Origin of the sequence: Micromonospora sp. LOL_024, assembly GCF_048060415.1 — a bacterium.
GTDB lineage: Bacteria > Actinomycetota > Actinomycetes > Mycobacteriales > Micromonosporaceae > Micromonospora.
Genome location: NZ_JBHMIS010000004.1, coordinates 194,488 through 214,087, shown reverse-complemented (window position 1 = coordinate 214,087; position 19,600 = coordinate 194,488). Strand labels below are relative to the sequence as shown.

19 protein-coding genes and 1 pseudogene are annotated in these 19,600 nt (G+C 69.9%); 17 read left to right on the top strand and 3 right to left on the bottom strand.

Annotated elements, in window-relative coordinates; translation table 11 throughout:
- Positions 1–52 precede the first annotated feature (52 nt).
- The 7 genes from ACFHWY_RS08145 (at position 53) to ACFHWY_RS08115 (ending at position 6,498) form a co-directional block, all read left to right on the top strand.
- On the top strand, positions 53–571 hold the full coding sequence (locus ACFHWY_RS08145) for an RNA polymerase sigma factor (RefSeq protein WP_416579491.1): 519 nt from the start codon (positions 53–55) through the stop codon (positions 569–571).
- Positions 561–1,292 (top strand): RICIN domain-containing protein, encoded by a 732-nt coding sequence (locus ACFHWY_RS08140; RefSeq protein WP_416579490.1) that lies wholly within the window; start codon positions 561–563, stop codon positions 1,290–1,292. Before ACFHWY_RS08145 ends, ACFHWY_RS08140 begins: the two co-directional genes overlap by 11 nt.
- Positions 1,293–1,515: 223 nt before the next feature.
- Positions 1,516–2,277 (top strand): DeoR/GlpR family DNA-binding transcription regulator, encoded by a 762-nt coding sequence (locus tag ACFHWY_RS08135; protein WP_416579489.1) that lies wholly within the window; start codon positions 1,516–1,518, stop codon positions 2,275–2,277.
- Positions 2,278–2,326: 49 nt separating this feature from the next.
- Positions 2,327–3,688 carry an ABC transporter substrate-binding protein gene (locus tag ACFHWY_RS08130; protein WP_416579488.1) on the top strand — a complete coding sequence of 454 codons (1,362 nt, stop codon included), beginning with the start codon at positions 2,327–2,329 and terminating at the stop codon, positions 3,686–3,688.
- Positions 3,689–3,743: 55 nt separating this feature from the next.
- Positions 3,744–4,676: a carbohydrate ABC transporter permease gene (locus ACFHWY_RS08125; protein WP_416579487.1), complete on the top strand. Its 933-nt coding sequence runs from the start codon at positions 3,744–3,746 to the stop codon at positions 4,674–4,676.
- Entirely contained in the window at positions 4,673–5,515 is an 843-nt protein-coding gene (locus ACFHWY_RS08120; protein ID WP_416579486.1) for a carbohydrate ABC transporter permease, read from the top strand. The genes ACFHWY_RS08125 and ACFHWY_RS08120 overlap by 4 nt, the downstream gene beginning before the upstream one ends.
- Positions 5,512–6,498 (top strand): zinc-dependent alcohol dehydrogenase family protein, encoded by a 987-nt coding sequence (locus ACFHWY_RS08115; RefSeq protein ID WP_416579485.1) that lies wholly within the window; start codon positions 5,512–5,514, stop codon positions 6,496–6,498. The genes ACFHWY_RS08120 and ACFHWY_RS08115 overlap by 4 nt, the downstream gene beginning before the upstream one ends.
- A gap of 116 nt (positions 6,499–6,614) precedes the next feature.
- Here the strand turns inward: ACFHWY_RS08115 and ACFHWY_RS08110 are convergent, their stop codons facing one another.
- Positions 6,615–7,181: a hypothetical protein gene (locus tag ACFHWY_RS08110; protein ID WP_416579484.1), complete on the bottom strand. Its 567-nt coding sequence runs from the start codon at positions 7,179–7,181 to the stop codon at positions 6,615–6,617.
- 198 nt (positions 7,182–7,379) lie between these two features.
- Here ACFHWY_RS08110 and ACFHWY_RS08105 point away from each other — a divergent pair, with 198 nt between their 5' ends.
- Both ACFHWY_RS08105 and ACFHWY_RS08100 read left to right on the top strand, forming a co-directional pair.
- Positions 7,380–7,886 carry a hypothetical protein gene (locus ACFHWY_RS08105; RefSeq protein ID WP_416579483.1) on the top strand — a complete coding sequence of 169 codons (507 nt, stop codon included), beginning with the start codon at positions 7,380–7,382 and terminating at the stop codon, positions 7,884–7,886.
- A gap of 405 nt (positions 7,887–8,291) precedes the next feature.
- Entirely contained in the window at positions 8,292–8,771 is a 480-nt protein-coding gene (locus tag ACFHWY_RS08100; protein WP_416579482.1) for a M23 family metallopeptidase, read from the top strand.
- 12 nt (positions 8,772–8,783) lie between these two features.
- On the opposite strand, the pseudogene ACFHWY_RS08095 reads toward ACFHWY_RS08100, so the two are convergent.
- Positions 8,784–8,906, bottom strand: a pseudogene (locus ACFHWY_RS08095) (DNA-binding response regulator); the annotation flags it as partial.
- A 351-nt stretch (positions 8,907–9,257) separates the two neighbouring features.
- Between ACFHWY_RS08095 and ACFHWY_RS08090 the strand changes: the two are divergent.
- From ACFHWY_RS08090 to ACFHWY_RS08070, 5 genes are read left to right on the top strand one after another with little or no spacing between them, the layout of a single operon-like run.
- A complete protein-coding gene (locus tag ACFHWY_RS08090; RefSeq protein ID WP_416579481.1) occupies positions 9,258–10,796 on the top strand; it encodes an ABC transporter substrate-binding protein in 1,539 nt (512 codons plus the stop codon).
- Between the two features lie 18 nt (positions 10,797–10,814).
- Positions 10,815–11,759, top strand: coding sequence for an ABC transporter permease (locus tag ACFHWY_RS08085; RefSeq protein ID WP_416579480.1), 945 nt, complete (start codon positions 10,815–10,817; stop codon positions 11,757–11,759).
- Entirely contained in the window at positions 11,756–12,649 is an 894-nt protein-coding gene (locus tag ACFHWY_RS08080) for an ABC transporter permease (protein ID WP_416579479.1), read from the top strand. The genes ACFHWY_RS08085 and ACFHWY_RS08080 overlap by 4 nt, the downstream gene beginning before the upstream one ends.
- Complete coding sequence (locus ACFHWY_RS08075) at positions 12,646–13,650, top strand: ABC transporter ATP-binding protein (protein ID WP_416579478.1); 1,005 nt, start codon at positions 12,646–12,648, stop codon at positions 13,648–13,650. The genes ACFHWY_RS08080 and ACFHWY_RS08075 overlap by 4 nt, the downstream gene beginning before the upstream one ends.
- Positions 13,647–14,648 carry an ABC transporter ATP-binding protein gene (locus tag ACFHWY_RS08070; protein WP_416579477.1) on the top strand — a complete coding sequence of 334 codons (1,002 nt, stop codon included), beginning with the start codon at positions 13,647–13,649 and terminating at the stop codon, positions 14,646–14,648. The genes ACFHWY_RS08075 and ACFHWY_RS08070 overlap by 4 nt, the downstream gene beginning before the upstream one ends.
- Positions 14,649–14,697: 49 nt before the next feature.
- Here the strand turns inward: ACFHWY_RS08070 and ACFHWY_RS08065 are convergent, their stop codons facing one another.
- Entirely contained in the window at positions 14,698–15,180 is a 483-nt protein-coding gene (locus tag ACFHWY_RS08065) for a substrate-binding domain-containing protein (protein WP_416579476.1), read from the bottom strand.
- Positions 15,181–15,516: 336 nt separating this feature from the next.
- Between ACFHWY_RS08065 and chvE the strand changes: the two genes are divergently transcribed.
- The 3 genes from chvE (at position 15,517) to mmsB (ending at position 19,521) form a co-directional block, all read left to right on the top strand.
- Complete coding sequence (chvE, locus tag ACFHWY_RS08060) at positions 15,517–16,650, top strand: multiple monosaccharide ABC transporter substrate-binding protein (RefSeq protein ID WP_416579475.1); 1,134 nt, start codon at positions 15,517–15,519, stop codon at positions 16,648–16,650.
- Between the two features lie 88 nt (positions 16,651–16,738).
- Entirely contained in the window at positions 16,739–18,277 is a 1,539-nt protein-coding gene (gene mmsA, locus ACFHWY_RS08055; protein ID WP_416579474.1) for a multiple monosaccharide ABC transporter ATP-binding protein, read from the top strand.
- Positions 18,274–19,521 carry a multiple monosaccharide ABC transporter permease gene (gene mmsB, locus ACFHWY_RS08050; protein ID WP_416579473.1) on the top strand — a complete coding sequence of 416 codons (1,248 nt, stop codon included), beginning with the start codon at positions 18,274–18,276 and terminating at the stop codon, positions 19,519–19,521. Before mmsA ends, mmsB begins: the two co-directional genes overlap by 4 nt.
- Positions 19,522–19,600 lie beyond the last annotated feature (79 nt).

Below are 19,600 nucleotides of genomic sequence, written 5' to 3'. Positions count from 1 at the left end.
CGCATCCGGGCCTCCGATCTGCAGCGACCAGGACCGAGTGGGAACGTGAGCGATGCGCGACGCTGACGAGTTCGACGCCTTCTACGCGGGGTCGGCACAGCGTGTCCTGGGACATCTGTCCGCGATGACCGGCAGCCGGGCCGAGGCCGAGGACGTGGTGGCGGAGGCGTACGCCCGGGCCTGGGACCGCTGGGCGACGGTACGGGAGTGTGAGAGCCCGGAGGCGTGGGTCCGCCGGGTGGCGTACCGCCTCGCGGTGAGCGCGTGGCGTAAGGCGGTGAACCGGCTCCGCGCCCACCGCCGGGACGTCGTCGGCCAGCAGGCCGAGGCCAGCGGGGTCGACCACGTGGCGGTCGTGGCGGCGTTGCGCCGGATTTCCGCCGACCAGCGCCGGGTCGTGGTGTTGTACCACCTGGTCGGTCTCAGCGTGCCCGAGATCGCGGTGGAGGTCGACGCCAACGTGAACACCGTCAAGACCTGGCTGGCCCGGGGACGCCGAGCGCTCGCCACCCATCTGACCGATGACGACGCCTACCAGACCACGGGCAGGGGGAGCAGCGATGTGGCCTGAGCCGCATCTCGACGAGTCGCTGCGGACGGTTGCCCGGCACGGTGTGCAGGGCAGAGTCCCGCCCGCCGCCGACATCCGCCGTCGTGGCGACAGCCGTCGGCGCCGTCGGCAAGCCGTCTGCGCCGGGCTCGGCGCCCTGCTCGTCGGAGTGCTCGGCGCGGGTGCCGTTCTGGTCCGTCTGTCCGGCGCGTCGGACGGTGGGCCGGTCGGCCTGACACCGGGTCCGGCCGCCGCGTCACCCGGCCCGAGCGGGACGACTGCCGGCCCGCCGATCAGTGATCCGGTGTTGTCCGGGCAGCGTCAGGTCACCGTTGTGCGGGCAGCCGAGCAGGCCGGTGGGCTGTCTCTGCTCGACGACGGCCGCCTCACCGAGGTGGATGGGGACGAGGGCCGCCAGTTGTTCGTCTTCGTGCCGCAGGCGGCCGGCACCTATCTGATCCGTGCCGTCGCGCAGGGCCTGACCGACGCCTGTTGGGAGGTGCGGTCGGCGGGCAGCGATCCGCTGCGGGTCGCCGCTGCGGCCTGCCTGCCGGACGAGCCGAGGCAGCAGTTCTCGGTGGTGCGCGACGGGCAGCGGGACGGCGAGCCGACCTACGCGATCAGCAACTACTCGGCGTACCTGCAGGACTCCCCGACCCGGGGCCTGATCCTCGAAGAGCTCGGCGACGCGAACCTGACCACCCACTTCCGGCTCGTCGACAACGGGGCCGCACCGGGGTGACGGTTCCGGGCTGCCCGAGTGGGCGGCTCGGGTGGGTTTCGGGCGAGTGCTGTGGCCAATCGGGCAGGCATTCTGGGGAGGTACTTCGCTTGTTCCCGGTTTGCCCTGCCCGTTCGGCGGTCGTCTTCGGGCAGCAAACCCACCCGATTGACGGGCAGGTGACCGCGGTCACCCGCCGTTAACGGTGTTACAAAAAGACACACGAGCCGACGGGAGGTGCACAGTGGACGCAACGCGACGGCGGCACCACATCCTGACGTTGGCTCGCCGTCAGGGTGACGTCGACGTGCGCAGGCTCGCCGCCGATCTGGGCGTCGCGCCGGAGACCGTCCGGCGCGACCTGAGCCTGCTGGCCCAGCAGGGCCTGGTGCGCCGCACCCACGGCGGTGCCTACCCGGTGGAGACCGCCCGCTTCGAGACGACCCTGGAAACCCGGGCGACCCGGCTGGTCGTGGAGAAGCGACGGATCGCCGCCGCCGCCGTGCAGCACCTCGGCGACGCCGAGTCGGTCTTCGTCGACGAGGGCTACACCCCACAACTGATCGCCGAGGCGCTGCCCACCCACCGGCCCATGACCGTGGTGACCGCCTCACTGCACACCGCGGCGGCCCTCGCCGCGTACCCCAGCCTCACCGTGCTGCTGCTCGGTGGCCGCGTGCGGGGACGCACGCTGGCCACCGTGGACCACTGGGCCACCCGGATGCTCGCCGGCTTCGTCATCGACCTTGCCTACGTCGGCGCCAACGGCATCTCCCGCAAGCACGGGCTCACCACGCCCGACCCCGCCGTGGCGGCCGTCAAGGCGCAGGTGATCGCGGTGTCCCGGCGGGTGGTGTTCGCCGGGGTGCACACCAAGTTCGGCGGGCACAGCTTCTGCCGGTTCGCCGACGTCGCGGATGTCGACACCATCGTCACCGACACCGGGCTGCCGGTATCCGAGGCGCACCGCTACTCACTGCTCGGCCCGGTGGTGCTGCGCGTCTGAGCGCCACCGGCCGGTTTCCCATCACCCTCACCACCACTGGAGGTTCGCTGTGCCCAGAACACGAACTCCGCACCGATGGCGCGGCACGCTCGCCGTCGCCCTCGCTGTCGGTCTGGTCTCGACCGCCTGCTCCGGAGCCGGCGGCGGCTCGTCCGACGACGGCACGGCCATCACCGTGCTGATGGTCGGCAACCCGCAGATGGAAGACCTGGCCAAGGTCACCGCCGACAACTTCACCAAGGACACCGGGATCGAGGTGCGGTTCACCATCCTGCCGGAGAACGAGCTGCGCGACAGGGTCACCCAGGACGTCGCCACCCAGGGCGGCCAGTACGACGTGGCGACCATCGGCGCGTACGAGGCGCCGATCTGGGCGGAGAACGACTGGCTGCACGAACTCAGCTCGTACGCCGACGGGGACACCGGGTACGACAAGGGTGACCTGCTCGAACCGATGGTCGCCTCGCTCTCCGGCGCCGACGGAAAGCTCTACGCCGCACCGTTCTACGGCGAGTCGTCGTTCCTGATGTACAACAAGGAGCTCTTCGCGGCCGAGGGCCTGAGCATGCCGGAGCGGCCGACCTGGCAGCAGGTGGCCCAGTTCGCCGCGCAGCTCGACGACGACAGCGCCGGTGTCTCCGGGATCTGCCTGCGCGGCCTGCCCGGCTGGGGTGAGCTGTTCGCGCCGCTGACCACGGTGGTCAACACCTTCGGCGGCACCTGGTTCGAGCAGGACTGGACGCCGAAGGTCAACGCTCCGGAGTTCGCCGAGGCCACGAAGTTCTACGTCGACCTGCTGCGGGAGCACGGCCAACCGGGTGCGCCGCAGTCCGGCTTCACCGAGTGCCTGAACACCTTCGGCCAGGGCAAGGCCGCCATGTGGTACGACGCCACGTCCGCCGCGGGCACCTTGGAGGATCCCAACTCCAGCACGGTCGCCGGCAAGGTCGGCTACGCGTACGCGCCGGTGAACAAGACCGAATCGTCGGGCTGGCTCTGGGCCTGGGCGCTGGCGATGCCGAAGACCACCCAGAACGCCGACGCGGCCTGGAAGTTCATCTCCTGGGCGACCGGTAAGGAGTACGAGCAGCTGGTCGGCTCGTCGCTGGGCTGGCCCCGGGTGCCGGCCGGCAAGCGCCAGTCGACCTACGAGATCGCCGAGTACCGCGACTCCGCGACGGCCTTCGCGGACATCACGCTGAAGTCCATCCAGGAGGCGGATCCGGTCAGCCCGGGCGTGCAGCCGCGACCCGCCCTGGGTGTGCAGTTCGTCGGCATCCCCGAGTTCGCCGACCTCGGCACGAAGGTGTCGCAGGAGGTGTCGGCCGCGATCGCCGGCCAGACCACTGTCGAGAAGGCGCTCGCCGACGGCCAGCGGCTGGCCGAGGAAGCCGCCAGCAAGCACCGGTAGCCGCGCGCCGGGGCCGGCCGACCGGCCGGCCCCGGCCCTGCCCCGAGGTGAATCGATGACCACGACCATCACCGCCGGTGCGGGCGCGGCACCGCGTCCCACCGTCCGTCCCGTCCGCCCGGACCGCAAACAACGCTGGGCCCGGCGCGCACCGCTGCTGCCCGCCCTGGTCTTCGCCATCGTGGTGACCCAGCTGCCGTTCCTGTTCACCCTCTACCTGTCCACCCAGAGCTGGAACGCGCTGCGGCCCGGCAGCCGGGAGTTCGCCGGGCTGGCCAACTACGGCACCGTGCTCACCGACGACCGGCTGCGTTCCGCCCTGGTCAACACGGTGGTGCTCACCGCGTCGTCGGTGATCGTGTCGGTGCTGCTCGGGCTCGGTCTGGCCCTGCTGCTCGACCGTAAGTTCCCTGGCCGGGGCATCGTGCGTACCATGCTCATCACTCCGTTCCTGGTGATGCCCATGGCGGCGGCGTTGCTGTGGAAGCACGCCATCTACAACCCGTCGTACGGCCTGATCAACGGCATTCTCGGTGGCAGCACCGACTGGGTCTCGCAGTACCCGATGGTCTCCGTGGTCGCCGCGCTGGTCTGGCAGTGGACCCCGTTCATGATGCTGATCATCCTTGCCGGCCTTCAGGGCCAGTCCCTGGAGACACTGGAGGCGGCCCGGGTCGACGGTGCCGGACCCTGGCAGACGTTCACCCGGGTCACCCTGCCCTACCTGCGGCCCTACCTGGAGCTTGGCGCCCTGCTCGGCGGCATCTACCTGGTACAGACCTTCGACGCGGTCTTCACCATCACTCAGGGCGGCCCCGGTCGGGCCACCACCAACCTGCCGTACGAGATCTACCTGACCACCTTCCGCAAGTTCGAGTACGGGGAGGCCGCTGCGGCCGGGGTCGTGGTGGTGGTCGGCACCATCGTCGTCGCCACCTTCGCACTGCGGGTCATCTCCAGCCTGTTCCGGATGGAGGACGCGAGATGACGGGTACCGCGAACCCGGCCCGGCGCAGCGCGGGCCGCACCGGGGCGGTCTGGACCGTGCTGGCCTGGCTGGCCGGTCTGTTGTTCTTCCTGCCGGTGGCGTGGATGGTGCTCACCGGATTCAAGCGGGAGGTCGACGCCGCCAGCAACCCGCCGTCCTGGTTGTTCACCCCGGTGCTCGACGGCTACCGGCAGGTCTTCGACCGGGAGATCACCCCCTACCTGCTCAATTCGGTGATGGCCAGCGTGATGTCGACGCTGCTGGTGCTGCTGCTGGCCACCCCGGCGGCGTACGCGCTGTCGATCCGCCCGGTCGCCAGGTGGCGTGACGTGCTGTTCTTCTTCATCAGCACGAAGATGCTGCCGGTGGTCGCCGCGCTGCTGCCGATCTACCTGCTGGTGCAGGACCTCGGCATGCTGGACAACGTCTGGACGCTGGTGGTGCTGTACACGGCGATGAACCTGCCGCTCGCGGTGTGGATGATGCGTTCGTTCCTGCTGGAGGTGCCGGCCGCGTTGATCGAGGCGGCGGCGATGGACGGCGCGAGCCTGCTGGTCACCATCCGGCGGATCCTGCTGCCGATCGTGGCGCCCGGCCTGGCCGCCACGGCGCTGATCTGCTTCATCTTCAGCTGGAACGAGTTCTTCTTCGCGGTCAACCTGACGGCCACCCGGGCGGGCACCTCGCCGATCTTCCTGGTCGGTTTCATCACCTCCGAAGGGCTGTTCCTGGCCCGGCTCTGCGCGGCGGCGACGATCGTGTCGCTGCCGGTTGTGCTGGCCGGCTGGATCGCCCAGAAGCAACTCGTCCGAGGACTCTCCATGGGGGCGGTCAAGTGAAGGCAGCAGTCATCGTCACGCCGGGCCAGATCAGCGTCGAGTCCGTGCCGGACCCGACGCCCGGACCTCGGGACGTGGTCGTCGAGGTCGCCGGCTGTGGGATCTGCGGCACCGACCTGCACATCATGGACGGCGAGTTCGCGCCCGCGTACCCAATCGTGCCGGGCCACGAGTTTGCCGGCACGGTGGTCGCCGCCGGGCGCGACGTCACCGAGGTGCGGGTCGGTGACCCGGTCGCCGTGGATCCGTCGCTGCACTGCGGGGAGTGCTACCAGTGCCGGCGTGCCCGGGGAAACCTCTGCGAGCGGTGGAACGCCATCGGGGTCACCGTGCCCGGCGGGGCGGCCGAGTTCGCCCTCGCCCCGGTACGCAACTGCGTGGTCCTGCCTTCCGGTGTGGCCCCGGCCGACGCCGCGCTGATCGAACCGCTTTCCTGCGCCGTGCGTGGCTTCGACGTGCTGCCTCGCCGCCTGGCCGACCACTACCTCATCTACGGCGCCGGCACCATGGGCCTGATGATGCTTGAACTGGCCAAACGCTGCGGCGCCGCCACGGTCAGCGTGGTTGACCTGAACCCCGACCGCCTCGCCACCGCTGTCCGACTCGGCTGCTCGGCGAGCGCCGCCAGCGCCGACGAGCTGGACCGCCCACGCGGCTGGGACGTGGTGATCGACTGCACCGGTGTCGAGGCCGCCATCGCCGACGGCCTGACCCGGGTCGCGCCCGCCGGCACCTTTCTCCAGTTCGGCGTCTCCGAGTACGCCACCCGGGTACCGGTCGAGCCCTACCGCATCTACAACAAGGAGATCACCGTCACCGGCTCGATGGCCGTCCTGCACAGCTTCGACCGCGCCGCCGAACTCTTCGCCGCCGGCGTCCTGGACCCCTCGGTTTTCATCAGCCACCGCTTCCCCCTGACCGCCTACCCCGACGCCATGTCCCAGTTCCGCTCCGGCATAGGCCGCAAACTCCTCATCACCTGACCGCCCACTCTTCCTTTGGGCAGCGGCCGTCGGGGCCGGGCTGGTGGTCAGGAGCGTCCGGCGGGCGGTCAGGGTGAGCCGGTCGAGGATCTGCGCGAGGCTGAGGAGTGGGGCGGTCATGCGCGGGTCACCCCGAGGGTGGCGGCCAACGCGACGATCGTGGCGGGGGCGCCGGGATGGCGGACCGTGGCGGCGAGCACGTTCCGGGCTGCGGGCCGGTGGCGTACCTCGGCGGGCGCGGTCCGGCCTGCCTCCAGCAGCACCCGGGCCGCGTTGACCGGGTCGGCAACCCGAAGGTACGCACGGCCGGCGTCGATGAGGTGCGCGGCGCGATGCTCGGGCGGCAGCCACCGCCAGCCGTCACGCCCGACAGCCGCCTCGTGCCGGGCGATCGCCTCATCCGTCGTACCCAACTCGATCGCGACCACGACCTGGGCGAGCGCCGCCGCGGTCGGGCCGAAGCCGGTGTGATGATGATCTTTGCCGTCGCCGACCTCGGCGGCCAGATCGGCGGCCTCGTCGACGCGGGCGGCAGCGGCCCGCTCGTCGCCGTGCCGGGCCGCCGCGAGCGCCGCCTGCACGAGCAACGTCCCGCAGAGCGACATCCGCGCCACGTCGAGGTCGGGCGTCCCGATCCGGTACGCGGCGGCCAGCGTCGCCCTGCCCGCCTCCCGCCCGGCCATCAGCGATGGCTGCCATGGCGATACTCCCGAGCGCGAGGATCGGCAGACTCCACCTCAGAGCCGCCACTTCGGACGGTACACCGACGACGTCGTAGAGTGATCCCTCACGCGGCCGGTAGCGGCGAGTGCGGACATTGGCCGGGCCGGCTCCCTCGACAGTGGGCGGACCAGATGCCGGGCGGGACTACGCTTCCGGTCATGGCGGTGAGCTACGGCGACGCGGCGGCCTGGGCCGGCGTCGTATCCTCGGTCATCTTCTCCACGACCGCCCTGGCGGTGTCGGTACGGTCGCTGCGGCACGCCCGGCGCGCTGCCGACGCCGCCGAGCGGCAGGCGGTCGCCGCCGAGTTGGCCGTGCCGCCGGCCCCGCCGCCGGTGTCCTGGCAGGCCGAGCTTCCTCGCACCCGCCGGGTGGAGATCGGGACGCCGTACGTGATCCGTAACGTCGGCAGCGAACCGGCGACCGGTGTCACGGTGATGTCCCGAGGCTTCAAGATCAGCCGAATCGAGGGGCTCGACGAGGGCGGGGTACTGCCGGGCGCTTCCTTCGTGGTGATCCTGAACGAGTGGATCAGCACCGGTTCGCGGACCAACGAGATCCTGCTGCTGTGGGACGGTCAGACGCTGCCGGTCGGCATCGCGCTACCGCCCTGGCCGCCGGAGCCACCACCCATTTTCGTCAAGACCACCCCGATCATCCGCTGACGCCCACCCGCCGCCCGACACCGCGCTTTCCGCCACCGCCCGCAGCGCCGACCCGCTGTGCTCGGCAGACAGGGCCACGGCCGACTGCGGCACACCACGCTCGGCTCCGACAGCGAGGTATGCGTACGCGGGCGACCTGACCGGTCGCGACGATCCCGGTGCCGGCCGAGGCTGCTGTGCCGGTGCTGCCCGGCTGATCCTCACTGGTGCCCAGAGATCGGGGAGTGGCGGTCGTCTGCCATGCTCTGGACGGTGACGTCCGGCCACCCCCGTTCCCACCGCCGCCCCCACCGCCGCGCCCGCCGAAGGGCCCGGTGGGCACTGCTGTCCCTGGGTGTCGTGATCGCCCTGGCGGTGGCGGCCGTGTTAGTGCTCCGCCCGCCCGGTCCCCGACCGTTGTTCCAGATGCCCGTCGCCTGCGGTGAGACGTGGCAGATCGGCACCTACCCTGGTCACGGCGAGTTCGACGTGGACTTCTTCCCGCTCTCCGGCGAGCCGTGGGGGCAGCCGGTGCTCGCCTCCTACGACGGTACGGTCACCGTCGCCGGGATCAACGGGTCGCTGGGTGGGCGCACCCCGGAGAACCCTGACGGCCCCCGGGGCCGGGGCGGCGGCTACTGGGTGAAGATCGACCACGGCGGCCGGTGGGAGACCCAGTACCTGCACCTGCTGGAACCGCCCCTGGTGGCGGAGGGCCAGCGGGTCGCCCGGGGCGAACAGATCGGGCGGATCGGCAGCACCGGCAACTCGGGCGCCCCGCACCTGCACTACGAACAGCGCCAGGGCTGGCAGAAGGTCGAGACCTGGTTCGACGGTGCCCCGTCGGGCATCACCACCGACGAGGTGGAGTACACGGCGCGGCTGACCAGCAACAACTGCCCGTAGGCGCGGCGTGGGTCACGGCTGGTAGCGGTAGCCCATGCCGGGTTCGGTGATCAGGTGGCCTGGCCGGTACTGCCGCAGGTGGTTGGTCTCGGTCTGGTACCCGGGGCCCCACAGGTCGTGCAGCAGTTGCCGCTGGTGATCTCCGTGCCGGCGGAGAGGTTCTGCGCCACGCCCCGAGCATCAGCGCGACCGCCCCGAGCACCGAGATCGGCAGCAGGATCCGCACCGTGATCCGGGTACTGCCAATTGGTGTTCGTCACGGCGCCCGCATCGCCGGACGGGAGGTCACAGAACGGCGGCGATCGTGGCTGCCCGCCAGGTCCGTGGTCTGACGGCCGGCGTGTTTGCGGTTAGCGTGGGGCGGTGAGGCAGGCCAGAGCCCGGTGGGACGGGCAATTTGCCACAGTTTGTGTTGACATTCGCCGACCTGGCGGCCAGACTCGCAAAAATCTTTCAGATGCCGGGGAAGAATCCAGGGGGAGGACCATGTCCAGCACCAGATTCCGGATGGCCGGCGCCACCTTCGTACTGATGCTCGCCGCCGCTGCGGCAGGCTGCGGCGCGGGCGACGGCGTCGAGGTCGACGGGGCCGACGGGGCATCCGCCGGCGGCGTCCTCAATGCCGCCATCGGTGGCGAGCCCGACCAGCTCGACCCGCACAAGACCTCCGCCTACTACAGCTTCCAGGTGCTGGAGAACGTCTACGACACGCTCGTGGAGCCGGACGCGAACCTGGAGATGAAGCCGGCCCTGGCCACCGAATGGACCACCAGCGACGACCAGCTGACCTGGACGTTCACCCTCCGAGAGGGAGTCAAGTTCTCCGACGGCTCACCGCTCACCGCCGAGGACGTCGTCTACTCCTACAACCGGATCATCGACGAGAAGCTGAACACGGCATACAAGTTCGGCACCGTCGCGTCGGTGGCCGCGCCCGACCCGAGCACCGTCGTGGTCACCCTCGACGCGCCCACCCCGAACCTGCTCGCCAACCTTGGCGGATTCAAGGGCGTGGCGATCGTCCAGAAGTCCAACGTGGAGTCCGGCGAGGTCACGACCAAGCCGGTCGGCAGCGGCCCCTTCGCCATCGGCGGCTACACCTCCGGCGACAGCATCAAACTGGTCCGCAACGACAACTATTGGGGCGAGAAGCCCAAGCTCGACGGGGTCACGTTCACCTTCGTCAGCGACCCCACCGTTGCCCTGCAGAACCTGCGCGGCGGTGAGGTCCAGTGGACCGACAACCTGCCGCCGCAGCAGGTCGCGGCACTGCTGGACGGCGACGACCCCACGGTCCGATCGGTACCGTCGACCGACTACTGGTACCTCGCGCTCAACCAGGCCCGCAAGCCGTACGACGACGTCAACGTGCGCCGGGCGGTCGCCTTCGCGCTGGACCGGGAGGCGATCACCAAGGCCGCCAAGTTCGGCCTGGCCACGGTCAACCAGGCGGCCATCCCACAGAACAGCGCCTTCCACTACGAGTACGCGCCGTACTCGCACGACGTGAACCAGGCGCGGCAACTGCTCGACCAGGCCGGCGTCAGCGGGCTGACCATGGACCTGATGGTCACCAACGAGTACCCGGAGACGGTCACCGCCGCGCAGGTCATCGCGTCGCAGCTGGAAGGCGTCGGCATCACCGTCGAGATCCGAACGCTGGACTTCGCCCAGTGGCTCGACCAGCAGAGCGCCGGCAACTTCGACTCGTTCATGCTCGGCTGGCTGGGCAACATCGACCCCGACGAGTTCTACTACGCCCAGCACCACAGTGGCGGGACGTTCAACTTCCACAAGTACAACAACCCGGCGGTTGACCGGCTGCTCGACCAGGCCCGGACCGAGGTCGACCAGACCGCCCGCAAGCAGCAGTACGACCAGGTGGCCAAGCAGATCGTGGACGACGCCAGCTACATCTACCTCTACAACCCCGATGTGGCCCAGGGCTGGTCCACGCAGGTCTCCGGCTACGAGGTACGCACCGACAGGGCGATCCGGTTCCGCGACGTGGCACTGGCCAAGTGAGCCGGCGGGAAATCACCGGTGGTCCGCTTCGTCATCCGTCGGCTGTTGCAGTCGGCCGTCGTGCTGCTCGGCGTGACCGTCGTCGTGTTCCTGCTGCTCCAGATGGTGCCGGGTGACCCCGTCCGGGTGGCGCTGGGCACCCGCTTCGACCCGCAGACGTACGAGGCGCTGCGGGCCCGGGCAGGGCTGGACCAGCCCCTGGTGGCGCAGTACTTCAACTACCTCGGTCGGGCGCTGACCGGCGACCTCGGTGTCAGCTTCCGCAGTGGACGTCCGGTCACCACGATCGTGCTGGAGCGACTGCCGGCGACGCTGTCACTGGCGGTCACCGCGGTGCTCTTCGCAGTGTTGATCGCCTTCCCGCTGGGAATCGTGTCGGCCATCCGCAGTGGCTCGCTGGTCGACCACGCGGCCCGGGTGTTCAGCCAGATCGGCGTCTCGGTGCCCGACTTCTGGATGGGCATCATGGGCATCCTGCTCTTCGCCGGGGTGCTCGGCTGGCTGCCACCGTCGGGCTACGTCGCGCTCACCGAGGACCCGGCCGGATGGGTCTCCCACGTGGCGTTGCCGGCGGCCACGGTCGGCCTGGTCACCGCCTCCATCCTCACCCGGTTCATCCGGTCGGCGATGCTGGAGGTGCTCTCCGAGGACTATGTGCGCACCGCAGAGGCGAAGGGGCTGCGTACCCGGGTGGTGGTGCTGCGGCACGTGCTGCGCAACGCGCTCATCCCCGTGGTCACCGTGGTGGCGGTGCAACTGGCCAGCCTGCTCGGCGGGGTGATCGTGATCGAGGTGCTCTTCGCCTGGCCCGGCATCGGACGGCTCACCTACGACGCGGTCCAGGCCCGTGACTACCCCGTGCTACAGGGTGCCGTGCTGCTGGTGGCGGCGCTGTTCCTCCTGATCAACCTCCTGGTCGACATCCTCTACGCCCGCCTCGACCCCCGGATCAGCGTCCGATGAGCGAACACAGTGAGCGTACGAGCGAGGGGCAGCTGCGCCGGGCGTTGTCGGCGCTGCGGCACGATCCGCTGGCGTTGACCGGCAGCGTGGTGCTCACCCTGCTGGTCGTGGTGGGCGTGGCCGGGGCCTGGCTGGCGCCGTCGGGGATCAACGAGGTGGACGTCGACCGGATGCTCCAGCCACCGAGTTGGTCGCACCCGTTCGGTACCGACGAGTTGGGTCGGGACGTGCTCAGCCGGGTCATGGTCGCGGCCCGGGTCTCCCTTCAGGTCGGCCTGGTCAGCGTCGGCATCGCGCTGGTGGTGGGGGTGAGCCTCGGACTGTTCGCCGGCTACTACCGTGGCTGGCTCGACAACGTCCTGATGCGCTGCATGGACGTCCTCTTCGCGTTCCCGGTCCTGCTGCTCGCGGTGGCCATCGTCGCGGTGCTGGGGCCGGGACTTGTCACCGCGATGGTCGCGATCGGGGTGGTCTACACCCCGATCTTCGCCCGGGTCACCCGCGCCGGTGTGCTCTCCGTCCGGGAACAGGTCTTCGTCCGGGCGGCGGTCTCCATCGGCGCGTCCGACCTTCGCATCATGCGGCGGCACGTGTTGCCCAACATCGCGGCGCCGCTGATCGTGCAGACGTCGTTGTCGCTGGCCTTCGCCATCCTCTCCGAGGCGGCGCTGTCCTTCCTCGGTCTCGGCGTGCAACCACCCGACCCGGCCTGGGGCCGGATGCTGTACGACGGGCGCGGGTTCGTCACCGAGGCGTGGTGGCTGGGCTTCTTCCCCGGCGCGGCGATCTTCCTGACCGTGCTGGCGTTCAACCTGGTCGGTGACGCGCTTCGGGACGTGCTCGATCCCCGTCAGCTCACCGTCAGCGAAGCGAGGAGGAGCACCGCATGAGCGATCGTGAGCGTGGCGACGGGCCGGTGCTGGCGATCGAGGACCTCACCGTCACCATCGGTACGCGGCGCGGGCCGGCTCGGGCGGTAGCCGGGGTCGGTTGGTCGGTGCGCCCGGGGGAGACCTTGGCGCTGGTCGGCGAGTCGGGCAGTGGCAAGAGCATGAGCGTGCTCGCCGCCACCGGTCTCGCGCCGCGATCCGCGCGGGTGACCGGGCGGGTCCGGCTGCTCGGTACGGAACTCACCGAGCTGCCCGAGGCACGTCGGCGGCGGCTGCGCGGACGGCACGTCGGCTTCGTCTTCCAGGATCCGATGACCTCGCTCAATCCGGTGCTGACCGTGGGCCGGCAGGTCGCCGAGGCGGGCGAGGAACACCTCGGCCTGACCCGGCGGGCCGCCCGGTCCCGCGCGGTGGAACTGCTCGACCTCGTCGGCATCCCGTCCGCCGCGCAGCGGGTGGACGCGTACCCGCACCAGTTCTCCGGGGGCATGCGTCAACGCGTGGTGATCGCGATGGCCCTGATCTGCGAGCCCGATCTGCTGATCGCCGACGAGCCCACGACCGCCCTCGACGTCACCACCCAGGCCCAGATCGTCGAGCTGGTCGCCGACCTGCGGCGGCGGCTCGGCACGGCGGTCGTCTGGATCACGCACGACCTCGGTGTGGTTGCCGGTATCGCGGACACGGTGGCGGTCATGTACGCCGGCCGCATCCTCGAACAGGGGCCGGTCGACGCGGTCTTCGGTGCGCCGTCGCATCCGTACACCTCGGCTCTGCTGGCGGCCCGCCCGGACCCGGCGGCCGGCGGCGACGAATTGGTCACCATCGCCGGCGCGCCGCCCAATCCGTTGGACCTGCCGCCCGGCTGCGCCTTCTGGCCCCGGTGCCCGGTGCGTGGCGACGACCGCTGCGAGCACGAGCTGCCGCCGCTGGTCCCGGTCTCGGCCGGGCACCAGGTCCGCACCTTCTACCCGCGGCCCGCGGACGAGGAGGCCCGATGAGTACGCCGGGGGAGCCGGCCGAGGTCGTGGCCGAACTGGACGACCTGACGGTGTGGTTCCCCACCCCGGCCGGGGTGGTCCGTGCCGTGGACGGGGTGTCGTTACAGGTGCGTCGCGGCGAGACCCTGGGGCTGGTCGGCGAGTCGGGCAGCGGCAAGTCCACCGCCGGGCTGGCGTTGCTGCGGCTGGTCGACCCCACCTCCGGCAGCGTCCGGGTGGCGGGGCAGGACGTCACCAGGTGGTCCCGGCGGCGGCTGCGCACGCTGCGCCGCCGCGTCGCCATGGTGTTCCAGGACCCCCAGGCGTCGCTCGACCCGAGGCGCACCATCGGGGCGAGCATCGTCGAGCCGCTGGTCGTCCACGGCCTCGCCGCCGGCCGGGCCGCCCGCCGCAGGCGGGTCGAGGAGCTGCTCGACATGGTCGGGCTGCGCCGGGACCTCACCGACCGGCACCCGCACGAACTCTCCGGCGGTCAGCGGCAGCGGGTCGGCATCGCCCGCGCGTTGGCCGGCGAGCCAGACCTGATCGTGCTCGACGAACCCATCGCCTCGCTCGACCTGAGCGTTCAGGCGCAGATCATGAACCTGCTGCGGCGCCTACAGCGGGACCTGGGACTGACCTACCTGTTCATCGCCCACGATCTGGCCGCCGTCGAGCACATGAGCGACCGGATGGCCGTCATGTACCTGGGGCGGATCGTGGAGAGCGGCACACCGGCGCAGATCTGGCGGGAGCCGGCCCATCCGTACACCGCTGCCCTGCTGTCGGCGGTGCCGGTGGCCGATCCGCAGATCGAGCGGGAACGCCGCCGGATCATTCTCAGCGGCGACATTCCCAGCCCGGTCGACCCGCCCGCCGGCTGCCGGTTCCGGACCCGGTGCCCCCAGGCCCGGCCGGAGTGCGCGGAAACCGACCCGGTCCTCGCCGAGGTCGATCCCGACCACCGCGCGGCCTGTCTGTTCGCTGGGGAGGCCGTCCGGGCGATGCGGTCGCCCTGATCCGGGTCAACCGGAACCGCGACCGGCGATCGAGCCCGAGCTGCCCGGCTCAGTCGACGGGCGCGGCGACGGAGCGTCGACGGCGCAGCGGCATCGGCACCAGCCATCGGCTCCTATGCTCGCCGTCGAGCAGGATCTCCACCGCGCGGCGCCCCATCTGCTCGTGCGGCAGCGCGGCGGTGGAGAGCCCGGGCCGGAGCCAGGCGGCGATCGGGTCGTCGTCGAACGAGAGCACGGAGATGTCACCGGGGATGCTCAGGCCGGCCTCGCCGAGTGCCTGGTAGGCGTCGAAGGCGAGCCGGTCGTTCATGCAGATCACCGCGCTGGGGCGGGCCGGCCGGTCGAGGAGCGAGCGCATGGCGGTGTAGCCGTGCTCCGCCAGCCACTCCGGGCAGAAGACCTCGGCGCGCGGCGAGACGCCGGCCGTGGTGAAAGGCCCGCCCGTCGTGCCACGTCGGCCAGTGTCGCTCTGTCGCGGCCCATGGGTCTTCCGATCACGGCGGTACGTCAGACGTCGCGGTTGCCCCACCATTCTGCGTCGAACCACGATTCCGGTCGTCGGCGGTGGCCGTGTCAGGGCCTCGGGGACCTGCGGTCGGGTGGATGGACGGTGAGCGGGGGTGTGCACTGTCCTGGCTTTCCGTATTTCCTGACGTCGATGTCGATCGCCGGACCCTGCCGTGAACCCGGTGGTCACCCGCCTGACCTGCGTCGAATGGCCGACCGGGGGAGTGGGGCGTTCGTTACGAGAACGTGACCGCGGTATTCCCGACGAGGTGTTGACCCAGGCATTGTGAGCGCTAACACTTGCCCCAAGTGCGACCCGCGCAGCCGGTCCGACGGCGCGAGTTCCAGATTGGGGAAGCCAGTGAACAGAAAAATCCTGGCCGCTCTCGGTAGCGCCGTACTGGCGCTGAGTATGGCGGCCTGCAGTGGTGATGGTGCCGGCAGTGGCGGAACCGACGGTGACCAGCCCGCCGACCTGACCATCGGCGTCTCGATGCCGACCCAGACCTCCGAGCGGTGGATCGCCGACGGCAACTCGGTCAAGGAGAAGCTGGAGGCCAAGGGCTACACGGTCGACCTCCAGTACGCCGGTGACGACATCCCCACCCAGTCGCAGCAGGTCGACCAGATGATCACGCGCGGCGCAGACGTGCTGATCATCGCGGCGATCGACGGGACGGCGCTGAGCGGGCAGCTGCAGGCGGCAGCCGACGCGGACATCCCGGTGGTCGCCTACGACCGGCTCATCCGGAACAGCCCGAACGTCGACTTCTACGTCAGCTTCGACAACTACAAGGTCGGCGTCGCGCAGGCCACCGCGCTGCTGGTCGGCCTCGGCGTGCAGAGCAAGGACGGCGCGAAGGGCACCGCCACCGGCCCGTTCAACGTCGAGCTGTTCGCCGGGTCGCTCGACGACAACAACGCCCACTTCTTCTTCGACGGCGCCATGGACACCCTCAAGCCGTTCATCGACGACGGCACGCTGACGGTGAAGTCGGGACAGAACAAGATCGAGCAGGTGGCGATCCTGCGATGGCAGCAGGAGGCCGCGCAGAAGCGGATGGAGGACCTGCTGACCTCCAGCTACAACGACAACAGCAAGGTCGACGGCGTGCTGTCGCCCTACGACGGCCTCTCGCGCGGCATCATCACGGCGCTGCAGAACGCCGGCTACCGTGGTGCCGACTTCCCGGTCGTCACCGGGCAGGACGCCGAGATCGCCTCGGTCAAGCTGATCAGCGACGGAGTGCAGAGCTCCACCATCTTCAAGGACACCCGCCTGCTGGCCGAGCAGGCCGTGATCGCCGGTGAGGCGTTCCTTGAGGAGAAGACGCCGCAGGCCAACGACACCGAGACGTACGACAACGGCGTCAAGGTCGTTCCGTCGTACCTGCTGCCGGTGCAGACCGTCTTCGCCGACGACATCAACCCGGTCCTGATCGACTCCGGCTACTTCACCGCGGACGAGGTCGCCGCCGGCCAGTCACAGGGCTGACGGCAATCACCGGGTCCGGCGGCGCGCCGCCGCCGGACCCGGTACCACCCGGCCACTCAGGACTATCTAGACCGCCAGGACGGTGAGCATGGACGACAACATCCTCGAGATGCGTCGGATCACCAAGACCTTCCCGGGGGTGGCGGCGCTCCAGGACGTCTCACTCGCCGTACGTCGTGGGGAGATCCACGCCATCTGCGGCGAGAACGGCGCCGGCAAGTCCACCCTGATGAAGGTGCTCTCGGGTGTCTACCCGTCCGGCAGCTACGACGGCGACATCCTGTTCGACGGCGAGCCGGTGCACTTCCGGGGCATCCGCGACAGCGAGAACCGGGGCGTCGTCATCATCCACCAGGAGCTCGCCCTGGTGCCGTACCTGTCGATCGCCGAGAACATCTTCCTCGGCAACGAACAGCGCGGTCCCGCCGGGCTGATCGACTGGAACCGCACCTACGCCGAGGCGGCCAAATTGCTCGCCTCGGTGGGGCTTCCCGAGAGCCCGGTCACGCCCGTCGTGCAGCTCGGTGTCGGTAAGCAGCAGCTGGTGGAGATCGCCAAGGCGATCTCCAAGAAGGTCCGACTGCTCATCCTCGACGAGCCGACCGCCGCGCTGAACGACGTCGACTCCGCGCACCTGCTGGAGCTGATGCGCCGGCTCCGCGACCGAGGCATCACCTGCATCATGATCTCGCACAAGCTGAACGAGATCACCACGATCGCCGACTCGACCACGGTGCTACGGGACGGGCAGACGGTGGAGCGCCTCGACATGCGTTCGGGCGAGGTGACCCAGGAGCGGATCATCCGCGGCATGGTCGGCCGGGACCTGGAGAGCTTCTACCCCGAGCGGGTCTCCTCACCGGGCGAGGAGGTGCTGCGGATCGAGGACTGGTCGGTGCGCCACCCGAGCCAGGACCGCCTGGTCGTCGACGGCGCCGGCCTCGACGTACGCGCCGGCGAAGTGGTCGGCATCGCCGGCCTGATGGGCGCGGGGCGTACCGAACTGGCGATGAGCGTGTTCGGCCGGTCGTACGGTCGGGACATCACCGGCCGGCTCTTTATGCACGGAAGACAGATCCGGGCACGCTCCGTGGCGGAGGCGATCGGCAACGGCATCGCGTACGCGACGGAGGACCGCAAGCGCTTCGGGCTCAACCTCATCGACGACATCCGGCACAACATCTCGGCGGCCGGGCTGCGCCGGCTCGCCCGGCTCGGCTGGGTGCACGACAACGAGGAGATCAAGGTCGCCGAGACGAGCCGGCGCGACATGAACATCAGGGCGCCGAGCGTGATGTCGTTCGTGGGCAAGCTCTCCGGTGGCAACCAGCAGAAGGTCGTCCTGTCGAAGTGGCTGTTCACCGATCCGGACGTGCTGATCCTGGACGAGCCGACCCGGGGCATTGACGTCGGGGCGAAGTTCGAGATCTACACGATCGTCAACCGGTTGGTGGCCGAGGGCAAGGCGGTCGTCATCATCTCCTCGGAACTGCCCGAGCTGCTCGGCATTTGCGACCGCATCTACACGATGTCCGCGGGCCGGATCACCGGCGCACTGCCGGTCGCTGAGGCGACCCAGGAAAAGCTCATGGAACTCATGGCGAAGGACAAGGAAACCGTCGGATGACCAGCACCAAGCCCTCGGCGGCGGGCAAGAAGCCGGCCCGGAACGTACCTGCCGCCGCGCTGCCCGTGGGCACCAGCGACCCCCGTACGCTGATCATGAACAACCTGCGGCAGAGCGGAATCTTCGTCGCCCTTGTGGTGATCGTCGCGCTCTTCGCGTTCCTGACCGACGGTCTCTCGCTGAGCCCGGGCAACATCACCAACATCGTTCTGCAGTACTCCTACATCCTCGTGCTGGCGATCGGCATGGTCATCGTGATCATCGGCGGTCACATCGACCTGTCGGTCGGCTCGGTTGTCGCGCTGACCGGTGCGGTCTCCGCCGTGGTCGTCATCAGGCAGGGCCAGCCGTGGTGGGTCGGCGTGTTGGCCGCCCTGGCCGTGGGAGTCGCGGTCGGCGCCTGGCACGGCTTCTGGGTCGCGTACGTCGGCATCCCGGCGTTCATCGTGACCCTGGCGGGCATGCTGCTGTTCCGTGGTCTCACCCTGCGGGTGCTCGACAACATCTCGCTCTCGCCGTTCCCGGCCGAGTACAACCGGATCGCGGCCGGCTTCCTCAACGGTCTGATCGGCGGCGACGGTTACGACGCCTTCACGCTGCTGGTCGGCGCGATCGGGGTGGCCGGCTACGTGGTGAGCACCTTCCGCACCAGGGCGGCGCGCATCCGCTACCAGCAGCCGGTCGACTCGTTCGCGCTGTTCGTCGCGCGGATGACGCTGGTCGGCGCGGTGGTCATGTACTTCGCTTGGCAGTTGGCGCACGCGCGTGGCCTGCCGATCGTGCTGGTGATCCTCGCGGCGCTGGTGCTGGTCTACGGCCTGCTCACCCGGCGCACCGTCTTCGGCCGGCAGGTCTATGCGATCGGCGGCAATCTCTCCGCGGCGATGTTGTCGGGCGTCAAGGTCCGCACCGTCAACTTCTGGATCTTCGTCAACATGGGCTTCCTGTCCGCCGTGGCGGGCATCATCTTCTCGTCGCGCTCCAACGGCGCACAGCCCGCGGCCGGCAACATGTTCGAACTCGACGCGATCGCCGCGGCCTTCATCGGCGGTGCGGCGGTCACCGGTGGGGTGGGCACCGTCGTGGGCGCTATGGTGGGTGGCCTGATCATGGCGGTGATGAGCAACGGCATGCAGTTGATGGGCGTGGACCAGTCGTTGCAGTCGGTGGTGAAGGGCCTGGTGCTGCTGATCGCCGTGGCCTTCGACGTCTACAACAAGCGGCGTGCCGGCGCGAGCCGCTGACGGGTCCGGATGCGGGTCGACCGGTGCGGGCCGGCTTGACGGCGGTGTCAGGTGGTGGGAACACTGCTTCACGTCACCG

Bases quoted from the DNA above. Each gene is read 5' to 3' on its own strand.
- mmsA (WP_416579474.1), top strand. From the start codon at position 16,739: ATGGACGACAACATCCTCGAGATGCGTCGGATCACCAAGACCTTCCCG.
- ACFHWY_RS08075 (WP_416579478.1), top strand. From the start codon at position 12,646: ATGAGCGATCGTGAGCGTGGCGACGGGCCGGTGCTGGCGATCGAGGAC.
- ACFHWY_RS08125 (WP_416579487.1), top strand. From the start codon at position 3,744: ATGACCACGACCATCACCGCCGGTGCGGGCGCGGCACCGCGTCCCACC.
- ACFHWY_RS08090 (WP_416579481.1), top strand. From the start codon at position 9,258: ATGTCCAGCACCAGATTCCGGATGGCCGGCGCCACCTTCGTACTGATG.
- ACFHWY_RS08105 (WP_416579483.1), top strand. From the start codon at position 7,380: ATGGCGGTGAGCTACGGCGACGCGGCGGCCTGGGCCGGCGTCGTATCC.
- ACFHWY_RS08080 (WP_416579479.1), top strand. From the start codon at position 11,756: ATGAGCGAACACAGTGAGCGTACGAGCGAGGGGCAGCTGCGCCGGGCG.
- ACFHWY_RS08065 (WP_416579476.1), bottom strand. From the start codon at position 15,180: ATGGTGGGGCAACCGCGACGTCTGACGTACCGCCGTGATCGGAAGACC.
- ACFHWY_RS08100 (WP_416579482.1), top strand. From the start codon at position 8,292: ATGCCCGTCGCCTGCGGTGAGACGTGGCAGATCGGCACCTACCCTGGT.
- mmsB (WP_416579473.1), top strand. From the start codon at position 18,274: ATGACCAGCACCAAGCCCTCGGCGGCGGGCAAGAAGCCGGCCCGGAAC.
- ACFHWY_RS08120 (WP_416579486.1), top strand. From the start codon at position 4,673: ATGACGGGTACCGCGAACCCGGCCCGGCGCAGCGCGGGCCGCACCGGG.
- ACFHWY_RS08110 (WP_416579484.1), bottom strand. From the start codon at position 7,181: ATGGCCGGGCGGGAGGCGGGCAGGGCGACGCTGGCCGCCGCGTACCGG.
- ACFHWY_RS08140 (WP_416579490.1), top strand. From the start codon at position 561: ATGTGGCCTGAGCCGCATCTCGACGAGTCGCTGCGGACGGTTGCCCGG.
- ACFHWY_RS08145 (WP_416579491.1), top strand. From the start codon at position 53: ATGCGCGACGCTGACGAGTTCGACGCCTTCTACGCGGGGTCGGCACAG.
- ACFHWY_RS08070 (WP_416579477.1), top strand. From the start codon at position 13,647: ATGAGTACGCCGGGGGAGCCGGCCGAGGTCGTGGCCGAACTGGACGAC.